A 15327-nucleotide genomic window follows, 5' to 3' on the forward strand; every position below is an offset into this window, starting at 1 on the left:
GACGCGGATGCAGTGGAACTCAAAGAAACCTTCGGAACGAATGCCGTCGCCCCTGTTTGTCTCGCGGAGGGCAGTACCGGTATGAGGAGGTGGAACCATGAGGAATATTGCGATCGCACTGCTTGCCGGCGTCGGCGCGCTGTCCGTCGGCAGCGCGGCCAGGGCGTCGGACATGATCAGCAGCACGGAATATGCGAGCCCCGGTCTGGTGCAGCAGGTCCGCACGGTCTGCGACGAGGACGGACGCTGCTATCGCAGCCGCGGCAGCCGCACCATCGTGCGTGAATCCTACGGCTATCAGCCGCGCGCGCGTTACATCGAACGCCGCGTCTATCGCGATCGCGATTGGGACGACGGCCCGCGCGTCGGCATCCGGGCGCCCGGCGTCAGCGTCGGTGTCGGCGTCGACCACGATCGCTGGTAACGATCCGCAGCGCGATGAGGCCGCCGGCGGCTCCGGCGGCCTTGTCATGCGCGGCATCGCGATGCTGAACGGCGTGTTAACACTACCGTTCAAATTACCGGATGGCCTCAACGGCATTGTCCATTTCTTTCCGCTAGCGTGACAGCCGACGAACGCGGGCCGATCGGGAACGGCCTTGCGCGGGGAACAGGGACGTGGCCGATATTGCTGACCGGGCGATGATCCGCCGGGCATCCGCTGGCGATGCCAGGGATGCGCGCAGGCTGCCGCCGTTGGCCGCAACTCCGGCCGGCCCGTGGCGTGCGCTCGCCGATCGCGCGATCGAGCCGAACGGCTACTACCAGCCCGACTGGGAATTGGCGGTCGATGCCTCCGCGCGCGGGCGAACCGATGCGTCGGTGCTGAGTGCCGGCAACGATGCGGGACAGCTGATCGGCCTGCTGCCGGTCGTCTCAATGCAGCGCATCTACAAGATCCCCCTGCCCGCGCTGGTCGGCGCCGAGCCCTACGGCACGCTGTGCACGCCGCTGCTCGATCGCGACGCGGCGGAGGATGCGGTCACCAAAATGTTTCGGCAGGCGCGCAATGCGGGCGCGCATGCGCTGATCCTGCGCACCATGTCGCTCGAGGGTCCGGCGATGTCGGCGATCCGCGCCGTGCTTACACGCGACGGCTTGCAGCCGCGCGTGTTGAGCGCATATCAGCGCGCCGAGCTCGACGCGACGCGCGATGCCGATGAACTGCTGCGCGATGCGCTCGGGCCCAAAAAGGTGAAGGAGCTGCGCCGGCAGAGCAACCGCCTCGCCGATCACGGCGCGGTGCGCTTCGATGTCGCCCGACCCCCGCGCGAGGTCGCATCAGCGCTCGAAACTTTCCTCGCGCTCGAAGCCGGTGGCTGGAAGGGCAAGCGCGGCACCGCGCTCGGCCAGCATGCCGGCGATGCGACCTTCATCCGCCGCGCCACCGTTGCGATGGCCGAGGCCGGCCGCTGCGAGATCATCACCCTGTTCGCCGGCGAGACGCCGGTCGCCGGCGGCATCGTGCTGCGCCACCAGGACCGCGCCTTCTTCTTCAAGATCGGGATCGACGAGCGCTTCGCGAAATATTCGCCCGGCACGCAATTGACGCTGGAGCTGACGCGGCACCTCTGCGCCGATCCCGCGATCGCCTCCGCCGATTCCACCGCGGCCCCCGGCCATCCCATGATCGATCCGATCTGGCGCGGCCGTTTCGCGATAGGTGACGTGCTGCTGCCGCTGCGGCGGCATGATCCGCTGGTCCCGGCGATCCACGCCGCCGTCAGATTGCACGGCCTGGCGTGGGAGGCCGCACGCAGCGCAATCCATCTCATCCGCAACCGGCGCGGCAAGTCCGCGCCGGCGCAATAGCCTCTTACGATAAGCTCCGCCTTGAGGTCACTTCAGCGGCGAGTGCGGCGCCGGCAGCATGATGGTCGAGTGCATCTCTTCCAACAGCTGCGTGCCCTTGCCCAGGAACTCCTGCCAGGCCGGATCCTTCATCGCGTTGCCGCGCGCCTCGGCGCGGGCGTTGAGATCGGGATAGGCCCAGATGTGGCAGACCTCGTTTGGCTGCCCGGCGTCGGTGTACCAGAGCCCGACGATCTTCGAGTATTTCTCGCGCGTCGGCATCACGCCGGTGAACAGGTCCTGCCATTGCTTTGAGGCGCCGAGCGGCTTGGCGCGGTAGTTGCGGAATTCATAGACGTTGCCCGAAGTCGCTGGCGCGACCGGCGGGATGATCGCATTGAGCAGGCGGACCTCCTGACGCACCAGAAACGGACGGATCGCCGGAATATACTCGCCGGTCCAGCGCGAATTCTTGCCAAGCTCGCCGCGCAGCCGCGTCCGCTCGTTGAGATCGGCGTAGCTCCACATATGCATGACCTGGTTCAGTGGGCCGATCTCGGTGATCCAGTAGCCTTCCAGCTTGCCGAAATTGTCGCCACGGATATCGCGCGACAGCGTGCTCGCCGCCTTCACCATCTCGCCGACGGTGCCCGGGCGCACCGTGTAGGTCCGCAACTCATAGATCATGATTGTCTCCCTGATTGTTCCGATGGATCGTGCAAAACGAAAAGCCCGGCGGGGAGCCGGGCTTTGAAAGACTTGCGGCCTACTCCGCGGCCTCGGCGTTGATTTCGGCCGAGACCTGGCGGATGGCGCGGGCGAGCTGTTCGGCCGGCTGGGCGCCGGAGACGGCGTATTTCTGCGCGAAGACGAAGGTCGGCACGCCGGAGATGCCCTTCTCGGTGGCTTCCTGCGCCTGCGCCGAGACCAGCACAACGTCTTCATCGGTGGAAAGGCGGCGGCGCACGTCATCCGCGTCGAGCCCGACATCGGCCGCCGCTTGCACCAGCACGTTGGTGTCGGTGAGATCGCCGCCGTCGCGGAAGTACAATTCCATCAGCCGCTGCTTCATCTCCGCGGCCTTGCCCTGCGCCTCGGCCCAATGGATCAGGCGGTGGCAATCGATCGTGTTGGGCTGGCGCTTGACCATCTCCGGGCGATAGCTCAGCCCCTCCTCGGTAGCGGCTGCGACAACGCGGCCGGCAATGCCCTTGTAGGCCTCGACCGAGCCGAACTTGGCGGTGAGATACTCGTCGCGGCTGATGCCCTCGCGGGGGATCCAGTTGTTGAGGAAGAACGGCCGCCAGTGCACCTCGACCGGCACGTCGGGCACCTGCTTAAGCGCATCCTCGATCCGGTGCTTGCCGATGTAGCACCACGGGCAGACCACATCGGAGACGATGTCGAGGCGAAGCGGCTTCAGGGTGCTCATGTGGCGTCCTTTCGGAATGAGGCCCGCAAGGTAAGCCCCCCGCCCGGCAACACAAGGCCGCCGGCCGCATGTCTCGCATCACATAACCTCGGCGGTTATTGTGCAGGACGCCCCCGCTTTCTAGACATCGGCCAGCTCAACCCGCTGCGGAGACGCCGATGACCGCCATTTTCCAGCCCGAAGGACCGCTGTTTCGCGCCACCGAGCAGGCCGGCGGGCCGTGGTCGCCGGACATGCTGCAAGGCAGCGCCACCACCGCCCTGATGACCCGCGAGATCGAGCGGCTGGCGCTGACCTCGGGATTCGTGGTCCGCCGGCTCACCTTCGACCTGTGGCGGCCGGCCGGCCTGCGCGCCTTTGCGCTCGAGACCGCCCTGCTGCGCGACGGCCGCAAGGCCAAGACGCTCCAGGTCCGGCTGATGGACGGCGAGACCGAAATCGGCCGCTGCACCGCGCTGCTGACCGCGCAGGGCCTGGACACACCGATCGATCCGTTCGCGATGACGGCCGCGCCGGACAGGGCGCCAGAGGATGGCACGCCGCCGCCGGCCGTTGCACAGAAATGGAGCCGCTATTTCCAGAACGTCTCGGTGCGGCTGATCGAAGGCGCGTTGGAAAAGCCCGGCCCCGCCGCGGCGTGGATGCGACTCGACGTACCGCTGGTCGCCGGCGAGACCAACACGCCGCTCTTGCAGGCGGTGCAGGCCGCGGACTTTTCCAGCGGCGTCGCGCAGATCGTCGACATGCGGGAATGGACCTTCATCAATCCCGAGATCAGCCTCTATTTCTTCCGTCCGCCCGAGGGCGAGTGGATCCTGATCCGCTCGCGCACCCGCGTCGGGGCCGGCGGCGCCGGGCTGACGACCGCGACGTTAAGTGATCGCGGCGGACCGTTCGCCGAGGTGATGCAGGCGATGAGCTTCGAACGCCGCGCGGCGCAGGCTCAGGCATCCTGAGCCGCGAGCGCCGACAGCGTCGCCTCGGAGGCGACGTCTGCCGGCATGAACATCTCGACGCGCAGCTCCTGCAGCGTGACGTCCTGCGGCGTGCCAAGCGTCAGGACGGTGCCGATCAGGCCGATGCCGATATCGCCCTTGCGCAGCCGTACCTCGCACAGCGGGCCCGGCGTCTCGCGTTCGTTGAACTTCGGCGCGGCGATGTCGGGCAGCTTCAAGAGTTCGCGCCAGGTCGATTGCAGTGCGAGATCGAGCGGTGCGGCCATCGCCTCGTGCCTTGCGCGGACAAGAAGCGCCGCGGCGACGTTCGGCCAGTTCTCGACAAACGGCCGCAGTTCATCCGGCGCCAGGAACATCCGCATGTGGTTGAGCGGACGCCGCATGCGCTCTGGTCCCAGCAGCATCGTCATCAGCCGCATCGCGGCGCGGTTGGTCTCGATCACATTCCACTGCCGGTCGGTGACGATGGCAGGGAACGGCTCGTGCCGGCGCAGCAGCAGGTCGATCGCGCGTCTGGCGTCCGCAATCTCCGGCGCCGACAAATCGCGCTCGCCGTATTGCCGTGCAAAGCCGCCGGCCTCGAGCAGCGCGTTGCGATCGCGCAGCGAGAGGCCGAGCGCGGCGGCAAGCTGCAGCAGGATCTCGCGGCTCGCGGCCGCCTTGCCGGTTTCGACGAAGCTGAGATGCTTGATCGAGATGCCGGCATCGAAGGCCAGATCGGCCTGACTCATGGCGCGCCGCCCGCGCCAGTCGCGCAGGAGGTCGCCGACGGGATTGGCCGGCGGTCCTGGATTTCTCGACGGTCGTGTATCCATGGTCGGATTATGCAGCCGCGCCGCTTCCGCTGCAAAGGCTTCGCAGCACTCGGCTCAGCCCATGGCGGCGGCCATTTCGCGCATCCTTCGCGCCGTCAGCTCATCGGCCGGAAAGAATGTCTCCAGCGCCAATTCCTGCAGCGTGATGTCGACCGGGGTGCCGAACACCATCGTGGTCGAGATGAAACTCAGCACCTCGCCGTTGAGCCGTAGCTTGAACGGAAGCGCGACGTTGTTGTCGGCTGTGATCGGCGCCGAGCGCGCCGGGATCGGATAGGACTTCAGGTCCTGATAAAGTTTGATGAGCTCCGGATCGGCAGTGGCTTCACATTGGCGGTGCAGCCGCTCCAGGAGATGCGCGGCCCATTCGGCCAGGTTGACGGTGCGCGGCGCCAGGCCCTCGGGATGGAAGGCGAGCCTCAGGATGTTGAAGGGCTGGCCGAGCAGCCGCTGCGGCACGCCATCGAGCAGCGGCGCCACCATGCGATTGGCCGAGACGAGGTTATAGTGCCGGTCATAGGCCAGCGCCGGATTCGGCTCATGCGCCTTCAGCACCAGGTTGATCGCCTCGCGCGCCGATCGCAGCGCCGGATCATCCAGCGCGCGTTGCGGGAATGCGGGCGCAAATCCCGCGGCGACCAGCAGCACATTGCGTTCGCGTAGGGGCACGTCGAGGCGCTCCGCCAGTTTGAGGACCATGTCGCGCGACGGCGCCGACCGGCCGGTCTCGACAAAGCTCAAATGCCGCGCCGAGATCTCGGCATCGACCGCAAGGTCGAGCTGGCTGAGGTGGCGGCGCTGCCGCCATTCGCGCAGGTGCTCGCCGATATGGACGGGTCTTGCGGGCTCGGCCCGCGCCGTGGATGCATGTGCGTTCATGCTGCAAAACCTACCACGCGAATTTCACCCGTTCCATTACGCCTGAGGTAATCGAATCGGCGCGCGCGGCCGGTCATCTTCCCCATCACAGGAGATGACCCATGCTGATGCTGTCCCTTGTCCGCGCCTTCGCCGCAGCGATCCCCTGGTTGGTCCATCTGGCCACCTGGCTGGTCGCACGTTCCCTGAACATGCCGCAGCCGGTCGTGCACGACACAGGCGTGTTCGTGGTTGCGCAGGTCTACGCGGTCGAGATGAGGGTCGGCAAGGCGCTGTGTCCGCTCCGCCTGTGGCGCCGGCTTCAGTCCTGGTTCCGCTGACTTCAAACCCCAACGAGAGGAGACACTGCCATGATCCATTCATCCCAGCTGCTACGCCGCGCGTTCATCGCCGATGCCATCTTCAGCGGCGTATCGGCTGTCACCATGGTGCTCGATGCCGGCGCGCTGGCATCGTTCCTCAATCTGCCGGAGGCGCTGCTGCGCGAGACCGGGCTGTTCCTGATCGCCTACACCGCGCTGGTCGGCTGGCTCAGCACGCGCAGCGAAGTGCCGAAGCCGCTGGTGATGCTCGTTGTGGTCGGCAATGCGGCGTGGACGCTCGCCAGCATCGCGCTGCTGTTCTCCGGTGCGGTGGCGCCGAACCTGCTCGGCATCATCGTGGTGGTGGCGCAGGCGATCGCGACCGGCGTGTTCGCCGAGCTGCAGTATGTCGGCATGCGCCGGAGTGAGGGCGTGGTCGCGGCGTAAGACTGATCGTCATTGCGAGCGAAGCGAAGCAATCCATTCCTCGACCCGGGGATAGATGGATTGCTTCGTCGCTTCGCTCCTCGCAATGACGGATGAACTGAGCTGCGTAGGGTGGGCAAAGGCGCGCAGCGCCGTCCCCACCATCCGCGACGTGCTCGTGATGGCGGGCACGCTTTCGCTTTGCCCACCCTACGAAGTCATTGAGCGACGGCGCCCGCCCCACTTCGCCTGTAGCGCTCCCCCACCCCGAGCATCACCCCCTGCCCGCTGGCGACGCCCATCTCGAGGCTGGAGGCGATGCGGCGGGCGCGGTCGATGAAGTGCCCCGCCGCGACCGGCGGGCACAGCTCCTGCGCAGTCGCCTCGAACAATGTGAGCCAGCGGTCGAAATGCGCGGCGTCGATCGGCAGCCTCATGTGCTTGACCATCGGCGTGCCGTGATAACGGCCGGTCATCAGCGCGACCGACGACCAGAACGCGCACATCTGTGCCAGATGCGGCTCCCAATCGGTGATTTTCGCGTCGAACACCGGTGCCAGCATCGGATCGCTGCGCACCTTTGCGTAGAAGCCGTGCACCAGCGCTTCGATCATCGCCTCGGTGATGCCGGTCCGTTCGACAATGCCGGCCGTGATCTGCTCGCGGCGCTCCGCCTCCGCCATCGCGGTCTCCTTCAAATAGGTATTTCAAATACCTATTTAGGGCGCTATAGCAGGCTTGCCAAGTTCCAATTGTGAGGGGCTTCCATGCGCCTGACGTCGTTCACGGATTTCGCCCTGCGCGCGCTGATGCGGCTGGCCGGCGAGCCCGGCCGGTCGTTCGCCACCGGCGAGATCGCAGCCGAGTTCGGCATTTCCCGCAATCATCTCGCCAAGGTGGTACGCGACCTCGCCGAGGCCGGCTTCATCGCGACCCAGCGCGGCGCCGGCGGCGGATTTGCGCTGGCGCGCCCGGCGGAGACGGTCACGCTGGGCGAGGTCGTGCGGGCGCTGGAGGGCGGCAGCGCGCTGGTCGAATGTTTCAGGGATGATGGCGGCGATTGCGTGCTGCTGCCGCGCTGCCGGCTGAAGGCGAGGCTGGCCGCGGCGCGCGAGGCGTTCATGCGCGAGCTTGATGGAACCACGCTGGCGGAATGCGCCTACCTGCCGCGGCCGTCCCGCAAGACAATTGCGTAGCTTGCGTAGGGTGGGCAAAGGCGCGAAGCGCTGTGCCCACCTTCAAGTGACGTGCTCGCGATGGTGGGCACGCGTCGCTTTGCCCACCCTACGAAATCCCGCTCGGTCTAGGCGTGCAGCGTCCGCGCCGACGCGCGCTTTGAGGAAGCAGATTTCTTGGCGGAGCTGCCGGTCAGGCTGTGACCGTTGAGGTGCTTGCCATTCAACTTGCCGTTGGCCTTCGCGCCATTGGTCTTCGGCTTTGCGCCCGCTTTGGCCATCGCTTTTTCCTTGGCCAGCTTCTCGGCTTTCCGCTGCGCTTTGCGCTCGGCCTTTTCCTTCAGCCGTTGCCGCTCCGCCCGCGCCTCTGCGCGCTGCTTCTTGCGCTTCTTCTCGCAGGAATCGCACTTGCAGCCGATCGGCTTCAGGTAGGCTTTGAAATAGTCGGTGCCGTAGTCGTAGTTGATCTCGTCGCCGGGCTCGATGTTCCTGATGGCGCGGATGAACACCTTGCGCTTGCGCGGGCGAACGTCGGATTCGGCGTTCGGCCGGCAGGAATGATTGATGTAGCGGGCGATGTTGTCCCGGGTCGAGCCGTCGATGGTCCAGCGGTTGGTCAGCTCGAACAGGTATTTGTTCTCGATCGCGTCCTCGTCCTTCTTCTTGGAGTCGAGGATCGGGCCGATATAGCGGATGATCTTGTCACCCTTCTTGATCGGCTTGGTGGCGAAGAGACCGAGGCCGGTACGGGAGCGGCCGACGCGATAGGGCTTGTTGGGTGATACCGTGGGCATGATGATCGAGGTTACGGCACGCTGGAGCGCACGCGACAAAGTTGCGAAGCCGCCCTTCTAGGACGATTCCGCGCGCCTGTCAGGTGTTTCCCGCATGTCTGTTGAACCTTCCCCAGATTGCATATGTCAGAGCAAAAGTAACGTCCGGATCGCAGGTTTCCCCGATGAAATACCTTGCATTTGCAACAGCCATTATGGCGCTTGCCGGCGCGGGCCCCGGTCAGGCCGGGGCCGAGACGATCCGCAGCAGCTACACGTCGACCGCGCCGAAGAACTGCCGCATGATCGGCAAGCCCAACGAGGAGGACGGCAGCACCAGCCGCGTCTGCCCGGGGAAATCCGGCCTCGTGGTGCTGATCAACGAGGGCGACCTGCGCGAGGTGGTCTCGGTCGGTCCCAACAGGCAGGCGGCAGCAAGGGAACCCGCGGCGCAGGCTTGGTTCGGCCCATTCAGTTCGACCGGCGATACCGTCGAATGGCGCGCCGCCGGCAGCAAGCCCTTCGCCATCATCCAGCGCTGGCTGATCGCCGACAACAGCGAGCAGGACAAGCAGGATCGCCCAGTCTCGCGGCCGATGCTCGCCGTGACGCGGCTACCGCCGGGCGCGGTGTGTCACGTCGCCTATGTCGACGTCGCGGCCAATCCCAACGCCAACGAACTGGCCCGGCAGGCCGCCGACGATTTGGCCCGCGATTTCAAATGCGGCGAAGATAGCGTGAAGACGATCGGCCAGAGCGGCCGGACCACGTCACTGGTCAAGCGCTAGGCTCCCTCTCTCCCCGTTCTTACAGGGAGAGAGATAGGGTGAGGGGCCGCTTCCGCATAAACGGTTACAGTCGGACTCGCGGAGGCTCCCCCTCACCCGGAACGCATCTAACGATGCGTTCCGACCTCTCCCCGCAGGCGGGGCGAGGTGAAGAGGCCTCGTCTACCTAGGCCTTCTTCGCCCTCTTGTAGCGTTGCAGCAGCCGCTTGCCCTTGGCGGCGATGCGGCGCGCGGCGGCGACGGTTCGCGGAACCGGCTCGCCCCAGGCATGGGCCGAGAGCGCATGCCGGGTCGGCCGTCCATGATCGTCGACCAGCGGCGGCAGCTGCTTGCGGCCGTAGAAGCGCACCGCCCAGCTACCCTTGCGCCGCATCTCCTGCGGCGTCATCTCGCTTTCCTTCTTGGTGACGCCGGGCTTCAGATGCGCGCCCTGCTTCTCGGCGAATGCCTTGCGTCCGGCCGCGGTGAGACCGCCGCGCGGATCCTTCTCGCGCGCTTTGGCCGCACGCTTTCGCAATGACGTCTTCGCTGTCTTCCGCTTGCTCGCAGTCCGCTTGCTCGCCGTCTTCCGCTTCTTGTACGCCGCCCGCTTCCTTCCCGACGTCTTGGTCTTCTTGGTCTTCGCTGCCATGCGCATGTTGTCCACGAGGTTGGGATAGCGGCGGCCGGCGCGTCGCGCGGAGGCCTTGGCCGCGGCCTTCTTCGCCGGCGACAGATGCTTCGAGGCCTTTCCCGCCCGCTTGCGCGGGTTGGGACGCTTCCAGGGGACGCGCGGTGATCTCGCCATGCGCGTCAACGCGCAAGCATCGCGAGGGTTGCTGCGCGACGGAGCGGCTGGGCCGCCGGTTACGGCCGCGGCGGGCGGCTCGCGGTCAACCGCAGCATCGCGGTCAACAGCAATTCCGGGGTCGTGCCTTCGGGCGACAGGTTCAGAATCTTGGAGAGGCGCCCGTCGAGCAGCAGCATGGTGAAACCGTGCACCAGCGACCAGGCCGATGCGATCGCGGCGGCCTGCTCCAGCGACAGCGACTCGCTGGAAATCTGCTCGTGCCGGCTGGCGCCGACGCCGCGGGCCAGCCCCGCGAACGAGGCTTCGGACGACTCGTGCAGCGACGGCCGCGAATAATCCAGCCGCTCGCTGCGGAACATCAGCCCGTACATGCCGGGATGTTCCTGCGCATAGGCGACATAGGCCTTGGCGCTCGCCATTCCCTTCTCGCCCGGCGTCGCCGCGGACGCGTTCGCCGCCGCCATCGCCATGCCGAATTGCCGGAAACCGATCGCCGCGAGTTCGCTGAGCAGGCCGGTGAGATCGCCGAAATGATGCGTCGGCGCTGCGTGCGACACGCCCGCCTCGCGCGCCACCGCGCGCAAGGTCAGCCCCGGCAGTCCGTCGCGCTCGAGCACCTGCTCGGCCGCCTTCAGCAGCGCCTCGTGCAGATCGCCATGATGATACGGCGCATCGCCGGCGCGCCGCTTCGGTGCCGGACGATCGGCGGCGGTTCGCGCGATCCGGCGAGTTCGCGCCGGCGCCGGGCGGCTCGCTTTGTTTTCCCTGGATAATCTTGCCATGCGTGCCCCTGTTCGGGTCACCTTATATGACGCAATTTTTACACTGTAAAGATTTTGCTTGACGATCATGCATGTCGCACCTAGAGATATCTTGACGATGTAAAGATAAATCCAGGAGAGGTGAAATGCTGGACAAGGCGAAGCTCGACACGGTGCGGCCCAATCTGGCGCCGATTCCCTTTGAGGCCGATGCGCCGTTCCTGAAGATCACAGGCGAGTTGCCGCGCGAGCTGAACGGCACGCTGTACCGCAACGGCCCCAATCCGCAGTTCGAGGCGCCGGGCGCGCACTGGTTCGTCGGCGACGGCATGCTGCACGCCTTCCATCTCGAGAACGGCCGCGCCAGTTATCGCAACCGCTGGGTCCGCACGCCGAAATGGCAGGCCGAGCATGACGCCGGCCGCGCACTGTTCGGCGGTTTCGGCCGCAAGCTGCCGGATGCGCCGGAAGCCATCACGACCGATGGCGGCGTCGCCAACACCAACATCATCTTCCATGCCGGCCGCCTGCTCGCGCTCGAGGAAGGCCATCTGCCGACCGAGATCGAACCCGGCACGCTCAATCGCCTCGGTTATTGCGACTACAAGGGCGCGATCTCCGGTCCTTTCACCGCGCATCCCAAGATCGATCCCGTCACCGGCGAGATGGTGTTCTTCGGCTACAACGCTGCGGGTCCCCTGACCCCTGCGCTGTCGTTCGGCGCGGTCAACTCGTCCGGCGTGGTGACGCGGTTCGAGCGCTTCGAGGCGCCCTATGCCAGCATGGTGCACGACTTCATCGTCACCGAGAACCACCTGCTGTTCCCGGTGCTGCCCATCACCGGCAGCATGCAGCGTGCGATGCGCGGACAGGCGCCCTACGCCTGGGAGCCGGAGAAAGGCGCTTACGTCGGCGTGATGAAGCGCAGCGGCTCGTCGAAAGACATCATCTGGTTCCGGGCCGAGAGCTGCTACGTGTTCCACGTCATGAACGCTTGGGAGGACGGCAACCGCATCATCGCCGACGTGATGCAGTTCGAGGAAGCGCCGCTGTTCAACCATCCCGACGGCTCGCCGACCGACCCGAAGAAGAGCCGCGCGCGCTATTGCCGCTGGACCTTCGATCTCTCGGGGAATACGGACCGCTTCACGCAGACCTATCTCGACGATCTGACCGGCGAATTCCCGCGCGTCGACGACCGCCGCGCAGGCTTGAAGAGCAATCACGGCTGGTACGCCTGCGCCAACCCCGACCTGCCGATGTTCGCGCTGTCGGGCGTCGTTCATGTCGACGGCAATGGCAAGCGGCTTGGCCATTATCTGTTGCCCGCCGGCGATACGATCTCGGAGCCGGTCTTCGTCGAGCGTAGCAGCGATGCCGCCGAGGGCGACGGCTGGCTGCTCGCCGTGGTCTGGCGCGCCCGCGAGAACCGCAGCGACCTCGCCGTCTTCAACGCGCAGAACGTCGAGGCCGGTCCGACCGCGCTGGTGCATCTCGGCCACCGCGTGCCGGATGGATTCCATGGCAATTGGGTGAGCGCGGAGTAGCGGCGCGCCGTTGCGCTCAGCTCGCACCCGTCATTGCGAGCGAAGCGAAGCAATCCATTTCTCCACTTGCGGAGGCGATGGATTGCTTCGTCGCTTTCGCTCCTCGCAATGACGAACTTCACGGATTCGATCGCTGTGGGGAGTAGTAACAACGGCACTACCGCAACTACACGCCTCGCAATACTCATTATAAGATATTGATATAATTACGTATTTATCGCAGATATCTACAATTTTTACACTGTAAAGATTTTGCTTGACGCGCCCGTCCTCCGCCCTTAGGGTATCTTTACGCTGTAAAGATTGGAGCCTTCCGATGACGATCTTCCTGATCCTCGCTCCCTACGGTGCCTTCGCCACGCTGATGCTGGTGACCTCGGCCACCGTCAGCCTGCTCGCCGCCGCGCTGATCTGCCTCGGTGTGATCGCGCTCGATGTCGCGCGCGGCCGCAGCATCAAGATCCTCGGCGTCGGCTCGGTGATCGTGTTCGCCGCGATCGGCCTCTACCTCACCTTCGTCGACGCGACGCTCGGCACCATCGCGGTGAAGATCGCGGTCGATGCCGGCATCCTGGCGGTGTCGCTCGGGTCGATCCTCGTCGGCCGTCCCTTCACGCGGCAATATGCACTGGAGGAAGTCGACGCCGAGACCGCGAAATTGCCCGGCTTCACGAAGGCCAACTACCTGATCACCTGGGCCTGGGTCGGCGCCGTGCTGCTGATGATGATCGGCAACCTCGCTGTGTACTACGTGCCTTCGATGCCGCTGTGGACGGGTCTGCTGGTTGCGTTCGCCGCACGCAATGCCGCGGTCTACTTCACGCGATGGTATCCGCACTATCGCACGACCAAGGACAGCGCGCCGCCGGCCCGCGCGCTGCCCTCGCACTAAGACATGCAATCACCAAACAGACGTCCACCCCGAGGAAACGAAAGCACGACGATGAAGAGCGTATTTGCCAGGCTTGCGAGCGACTTCCTCTCCACCATCGTGTTCCTGGTGATCTATTTCGCCACCGACAACGTCCTGATCGCCACCGGCGTCGCCATCGCCGGCGCGATTGCGCAGGTGATCCATGCCCGCGTGAAGGGCGCAGAGCTCGGCTACATGACCTGGGCGAGCCTTGGGCTGGTGATCGTGCTCGGCGGCGCGACGCTGCTCACCAATGATCCGCGCTTCGTGCTGGCCAAGCCCGCGATCGGCCACATCGCGATCGGCGCCATCATGCTCAAGCGCGGCTGGATGCTGCGCTACCTGCCGCCGATCGTGACGCAGACCATTCCGGACTACGCCACCTTCGCCGGCTACGCCTGGGCCGTGCTGATGTTCGTGCTCGCCGGCGGCACGATCGCGATCGCCGCGACCGGGGACATGAAGCTGTGGGCGTTCTACGTGTCGGTCGTGCTGCTCGGCGCCAAGATCGCCGCCTTCGCGATCCAGTACGTCGCCTTCCGCGTCCTGATCGGAGGCCGCCTGCGCGCCGCGGCCCGCGCCTGATCGCCGCAGTCGCAAACTAGGCTTGGATTGCAAGATGGGCTATACCGCCGCGCACGCCTTACCTCGAGGGGAGAAATAAATGGCAGTGGACGGAAACTGGAATCTTGTCATGACGACGCCGATGGGCGAGCGCAAGGCGACGCTGTCGCTGCAGAGCTCGGGCGGCACGCTCACCGGCACGCAGGGCGCCGACGGTAATTCCACCGACATCTTCGACGGCACCGTGAACGGCGACAACCTCGCCTGGAAGGTGTCGATCACCAATCCGATGCCGCTGACCCTCGAATTCACCGGCACGGTGGCCGGCGACGGCATTTCCGGCGAGATGGGCATCGGCCCGATGGGCAGCTTCCCGTTCACCGGCACGCGCGGCTAGCCGCGCCATTCGCTGCCGCATGCGCATCCTGACCTCCATCGCCGTGGCAGCCCTGCTCGCCACGGCGGCTGCGGCGCAAGATGCGAACGAATCCGAGCCGGCGTGGCGCACCAGCGCGCTCACGCTGGTGCCCACCGGATACGTTGCCGGCAAGGCCGCGACCGATGCCGCCGGCACGACCGGCTATCTCGCGGTCTATCCAGCGACCGCAAACGACCCGAAGACGCCGGCTAGCGTGTTCGCTCCACGTCAAATGCTCGTCGTGGCGCTGGACAAGGATAAATCGCGCGCCGTCTCCGCCGAGTTGAAGCCGCGCGCCGGCCACGAGGCCGCGGCGCTGGACGGCGACGGCGCCGATCGCGATGAAGCTGAGCGCCAGGCTGCGCTCGGCGCAAAGCGCACGACGCTCCCGCAAGGCACCGAGCTGTGCGACATCGGCGCATGGTCGGACGACAAGGACCCGGCAGGGCTCAACGTGCGCGCCGAACCATCGGTGAAGTCACGCGTGCTGGGCACGTTGCCACCGCCTTATCGGCTGAAGATGGGCGGCAGCGAGAACACGCCCGACGGCGGCTGGCTGACCGAGTTTCGCATCATCGGTTTCAAGGACGGCTGGTTCCTGATCGAGGGCGCGACGCCGCCGGGCAAGGACTACGAAGACGAGCGCCGCTATCCGCGCAACGCGCCAAAGCCCTATGCGGGGCGCGGATGGGTCGCCGCCAGCAAGGTCGGCGCGAACTACGCCAATGGCGGCACTCGCATGGGCGGGCTGTTTCAGGCCCCCTCCGTCGATGCGAAGTGGATGCCGGCGCTGCGCAAGCTCGGCGGCCCGCTCGACACCGACGGCGGGCCGAAGCGGATCTTCGCCTGCAGCGGAGATTGGGCGCTGGTGGAGAGCGAAGACGGCGTGCGCGGCTGGTGGCGCAGCCTGTGCTCGAACCAGGTGACCAACTGCAGCTAGGAAATTCAGGCGAACGCGCCAGCCGTTACGCGCACGCACGCCCGTCAGGAGATGCCG

The 15327-nt window shown here is 66.1% G+C and carries 21 protein-coding genes; 13 read left to right on the top strand and 8 right to left on the bottom strand.

Features of this window, described 5'->3' with window-relative positions:
- Positions 1-97: 97 nt before the first annotated feature.
- Genes JQ633_RS29325 through JQ633_RS29335 form a run of 3 tightly spaced genes read left to right on the top strand, consistent with a single transcriptional unit; the run spans position 98 to position 1812 of the window.
- Positions 98-424, top strand: a complete 327-nt coding sequence (locus tag JQ633_RS29325) for a hypothetical protein (protein WP_211988681.1) — start codon at positions 98-100, stop codon at positions 422-424.
- On the top strand, positions 396-566 hold the full coding sequence (locus JQ633_RS29330) for a hypothetical protein (RefSeq protein WP_211988683.1): 171 nt from the start codon (positions 396-398) through the stop codon (positions 564-566). The genes JQ633_RS29325 and JQ633_RS29330 overlap by 29 nt, the downstream gene beginning before the upstream one ends.
- A 52-nt stretch (positions 567-618) precedes the next feature.
- The gene (locus tag JQ633_RS29335; RefSeq protein WP_211988686.1) at positions 619-1812 is read left to right on the top strand and encodes a GNAT family N-acetyltransferase; all 1194 of its coding nucleotides are present in this window, start codon (positions 619-621) and stop codon (positions 1810-1812) included.
- Positions 1813-1839: 27 nt separating this feature from the next.
- On the opposite strand, the gene JQ633_RS29340 is transcribed toward JQ633_RS29335, so the two are convergent.
- Together JQ633_RS29340 and JQ633_RS29345 are read right to left on the bottom strand one after the other, a co-directional pair.
- On the bottom strand, positions 1840-2478 hold the full coding sequence (locus JQ633_RS29340; RefSeq protein WP_211988693.1) for an NIPSNAP family protein: 639 nt from the start codon (positions 2476-2478) through the stop codon (positions 1840-1842).
- Between the two features lie 79 nt (positions 2479-2557).
- On the bottom strand, positions 2558-3223 hold the full coding sequence (locus JQ633_RS29345) for a DsbA family oxidoreductase (protein ID WP_211988695.1): 666 nt from the start codon (positions 3221-3223) through the stop codon (positions 2558-2560).
- Positions 3224-3381: 158 nt separating this feature from the next.
- Between JQ633_RS29345 and JQ633_RS29350 the strand changes: the two genes are divergently transcribed.
- Positions 3382-4179, top strand: a complete 798-nt coding sequence (locus JQ633_RS29350; protein WP_211988697.1) for a thioesterase family protein — start codon at positions 3382-3384, stop codon at positions 4177-4179.
- Here the strand turns inward: JQ633_RS29350 and JQ633_RS29355 are convergent.
- The gene (locus tag JQ633_RS29355) at positions 4167-4994 is read right to left on the bottom strand and encodes a helix-turn-helix domain-containing protein (protein ID WP_211988699.1); all 828 of its coding nucleotides are present in this window, start codon (positions 4992-4994) and stop codon (positions 4167-4169) included. The genes JQ633_RS29350 and JQ633_RS29355 overlap by 13 nt on opposite strands.
- 54 nt (positions 4995-5048) lie before the next feature.
- Positions 5049-5873: a helix-turn-helix domain-containing protein gene (locus JQ633_RS29360; RefSeq protein WP_211988701.1), complete on the bottom strand. Its 825-nt coding sequence runs from the start codon at positions 5871-5873 to the stop codon at positions 5049-5051.
- Positions 5874-5974: 101 nt separating this feature from the next.
- On the opposite strand from JQ633_RS29360, the gene JQ633_RS29365 reads away from it, so the two are divergent.
- The gene (locus JQ633_RS29365; RefSeq protein ID WP_211988702.1) at positions 5975-6193 is read left to right on the top strand and encodes a hypothetical protein; all 219 of its coding nucleotides are present in this window, start codon (positions 5975-5977) and stop codon (positions 6191-6193) included.
- 30 nt (positions 6194-6223) lie between these two features.
- On the top strand, positions 6224-6622 hold the full coding sequence (locus JQ633_RS29370; RefSeq protein ID WP_211988704.1) for a hypothetical protein: 399 nt from the start codon (positions 6224-6226) through the stop codon (positions 6620-6622).
- A gap of 197 nt (positions 6623-6819) precedes the next feature.
- Here JQ633_RS29370 and JQ633_RS29375 read toward each other — a convergent pair whose 3' ends face one another.
- The gene (locus tag JQ633_RS29375; protein ID WP_211988706.1) at positions 6820-7284 is read right to left on the bottom strand and encodes a group III truncated hemoglobin; all 465 of its coding nucleotides are present in this window, start codon (positions 7282-7284) and stop codon (positions 6820-6822) included.
- Between the two features lie 84 nt (positions 7285-7368).
- Here JQ633_RS29375 and JQ633_RS29380 point away from each other — a divergent pair, with 84 nt between their 5' ends.
- On the top strand, positions 7369-7797 hold the full coding sequence (locus JQ633_RS29380; protein ID WP_211988709.1) for an RrF2 family transcriptional regulator: 429 nt from the start codon (positions 7369-7371) through the stop codon (positions 7795-7797).
- 107 nt (positions 7798-7904) lie between these two features.
- Here the strand turns inward: JQ633_RS29380 and JQ633_RS29385 are convergent, their stop codons facing one another.
- Positions 7905-8570 (bottom strand): SET domain-containing protein, encoded by a 666-nt coding sequence (locus tag JQ633_RS29385; protein ID WP_211988710.1) that lies wholly within the window; start codon positions 8568-8570, stop codon positions 7905-7907.
- Between the two features lie 194 nt (positions 8571-8764).
- Here JQ633_RS29385 and JQ633_RS29390 point away from each other — a divergent pair, with 194 nt between their 5' ends.
- A complete protein-coding gene (locus tag JQ633_RS29390) occupies positions 8765-9337 on the top strand; it encodes a hypothetical protein (RefSeq protein ID WP_211988995.1) in 573 nt (190 codons plus the stop codon).
- Between the two features lie 166 nt (positions 9338-9503).
- On the opposite strand, the gene JQ633_RS29395 is transcribed toward JQ633_RS29390, so the two are convergent.
- A complete protein-coding gene (locus JQ633_RS29395) occupies positions 9504-10124 on the bottom strand; it encodes a DUF6321 domain-containing protein (protein WP_211988712.1) in 621 nt (206 codons plus the stop codon).
- 59 nt (positions 10125-10183) lie between these two features.
- Complete coding sequence (locus tag JQ633_RS29400; RefSeq protein WP_211988714.1) at positions 10184-10909, bottom strand: TetR/AcrR family transcriptional regulator; 726 nt, start codon at positions 10907-10909, stop codon at positions 10184-10186.
- Positions 10910-11034: 125 nt separating this feature from the next.
- Between JQ633_RS29400 and JQ633_RS29405 the strand changes: the two genes are divergently transcribed.
- From JQ633_RS29405 to JQ633_RS29425, 5 genes are all read left to right on the top strand, one after another.
- A complete protein-coding gene (locus JQ633_RS29405; RefSeq protein WP_211988716.1) occupies positions 11035-12435 on the top strand; it encodes a carotenoid oxygenase family protein in 1401 nt (466 codons plus the stop codon).
- Between the two features lie 316 nt (positions 12436-12751).
- The gene (locus tag JQ633_RS29410) at positions 12752-13327 is read left to right on the top strand and encodes a hypothetical protein (RefSeq protein WP_211988718.1); all 576 of its coding nucleotides are present in this window, start codon (positions 12752-12754) and stop codon (positions 13325-13327) included.
- Between the two features lie 51 nt (positions 13328-13378).
- Positions 13379-13933, top strand: coding sequence for an inner membrane-spanning protein YciB (locus tag JQ633_RS29415; RefSeq protein ID WP_211988720.1), 555 nt, complete (start codon positions 13379-13381; stop codon positions 13931-13933).
- 79 nt (positions 13934-14012) lie between these two features.
- Positions 14013-14309, top strand: coding sequence for a hypothetical protein (locus tag JQ633_RS29420; protein WP_211988722.1), 297 nt, complete (start codon positions 14013-14015; stop codon positions 14307-14309).
- Positions 14310-14328: 19 nt separating this feature from the next.
- Complete coding sequence (locus JQ633_RS29425; RefSeq protein WP_211988724.1) at positions 14329-15270, top strand: SH3 domain-containing protein; 942 nt, start codon at positions 14329-14331, stop codon at positions 15268-15270.
- Positions 15271-15327 lie beyond the last annotated feature (57 nt).

Source organism: Bradyrhizobium tropiciagri (genome assembly GCF_018130505.1).
Lineage (GTDB): Bacteria > Pseudomonadota > Alphaproteobacteria > Rhizobiales > Xanthobacteraceae > Bradyrhizobium > Bradyrhizobium tropiciagri_B.

Coding starts and splice junctions, on each gene's coding strand:
- JQ633_RS29325 (WP_211988681.1), top strand. CDS start 98: ATGAGGAATATTGCGATCGCACTGCTTGCCGGCGTCGGCGCGCTGTCC.
- JQ633_RS29340 (WP_211988693.1), bottom strand. CDS start 2,478: ATGATCTATGAGTTGCGGACCTACACGGTGCGCCCGGGCACCGTCGGC.
- JQ633_RS29345 (WP_211988695.1), bottom strand. CDS start 3,223: ATGAGCACCCTGAAGCCGCTTCGCCTCGACATCGTCTCCGATGTGGTC.
- JQ633_RS29350 (WP_211988697.1), top strand. CDS start 3,382: ATGACCGCCATTTTCCAGCCCGAAGGACCGCTGTTTCGCGCCACCGAG.
- JQ633_RS29355 (WP_211988699.1), bottom strand. CDS start 4,994: ATGGATACACGACCGTCGAGAAATCCAGGACCGCCGGCCAATCCCGTC.
- JQ633_RS29360 (WP_211988701.1), bottom strand. CDS start 5,873: ATGAACGCACATGCATCCACGGCGCGGGCCGAGCCCGCAAGACCCGTC.
- JQ633_RS29365 (WP_211988702.1), top strand. CDS start 5,975: ATGCTGATGCTGTCCCTTGTCCGCGCCTTCGCCGCAGCGATCCCCTGG.
- JQ633_RS29370 (WP_211988704.1), top strand. CDS start 6,224: ATGATCCATTCATCCCAGCTGCTACGCCGCGCGTTCATCGCCGATGCC.
- JQ633_RS29375 (WP_211988706.1), bottom strand. CDS start 7,284: ATGGCGGAGGCGGAGCGCCGCGAGCAGATCACGGCCGGCATTGTCGAA.
- JQ633_RS29380 (WP_211988709.1), top strand. CDS start 7,369: ATGCGCCTGACGTCGTTCACGGATTTCGCCCTGCGCGCGCTGATGCGG.
- JQ633_RS29385 (WP_211988710.1), bottom strand. CDS start 8,570: ATGCCCACGGTATCACCCAACAAGCCCTATCGCGTCGGCCGCTCCCGT.
- JQ633_RS29390 (WP_211988995.1), top strand. CDS start 8,765: ATGGCGCTTGCCGGCGCGGGCCCCGGTCAGGCCGGGGCCGAGACGATC.
- JQ633_RS29395 (WP_211988712.1), bottom strand. CDS start 10,124: ATGGCGAGATCACCGCGCGTCCCCTGGAAGCGTCCCAACCCGCGCAAG.
- JQ633_RS29400 (WP_211988714.1), bottom strand. CDS start 10,909: ATGGCAAGATTATCCAGGGAAAACAAAGCGAGCCGCCCGGCGCCGGCG.
- JQ633_RS29405 (WP_211988716.1), top strand. CDS start 11,035: ATGCTGGACAAGGCGAAGCTCGACACGGTGCGGCCCAATCTGGCGCCG.
- JQ633_RS29410 (WP_211988718.1), top strand. CDS start 12,752: ATGACGATCTTCCTGATCCTCGCTCCCTACGGTGCCTTCGCCACGCTG.
- JQ633_RS29415 (WP_211988720.1), top strand. CDS start 13,379: ATGAAGAGCGTATTTGCCAGGCTTGCGAGCGACTTCCTCTCCACCATC.
- JQ633_RS29420 (WP_211988722.1), top strand. CDS start 14,013: ATGGCAGTGGACGGAAACTGGAATCTTGTCATGACGACGCCGATGGGC.
- JQ633_RS29425 (WP_211988724.1), top strand. CDS start 14,329: ATGCGCATCCTGACCTCCATCGCCGTGGCAGCCCTGCTCGCCACGGCG.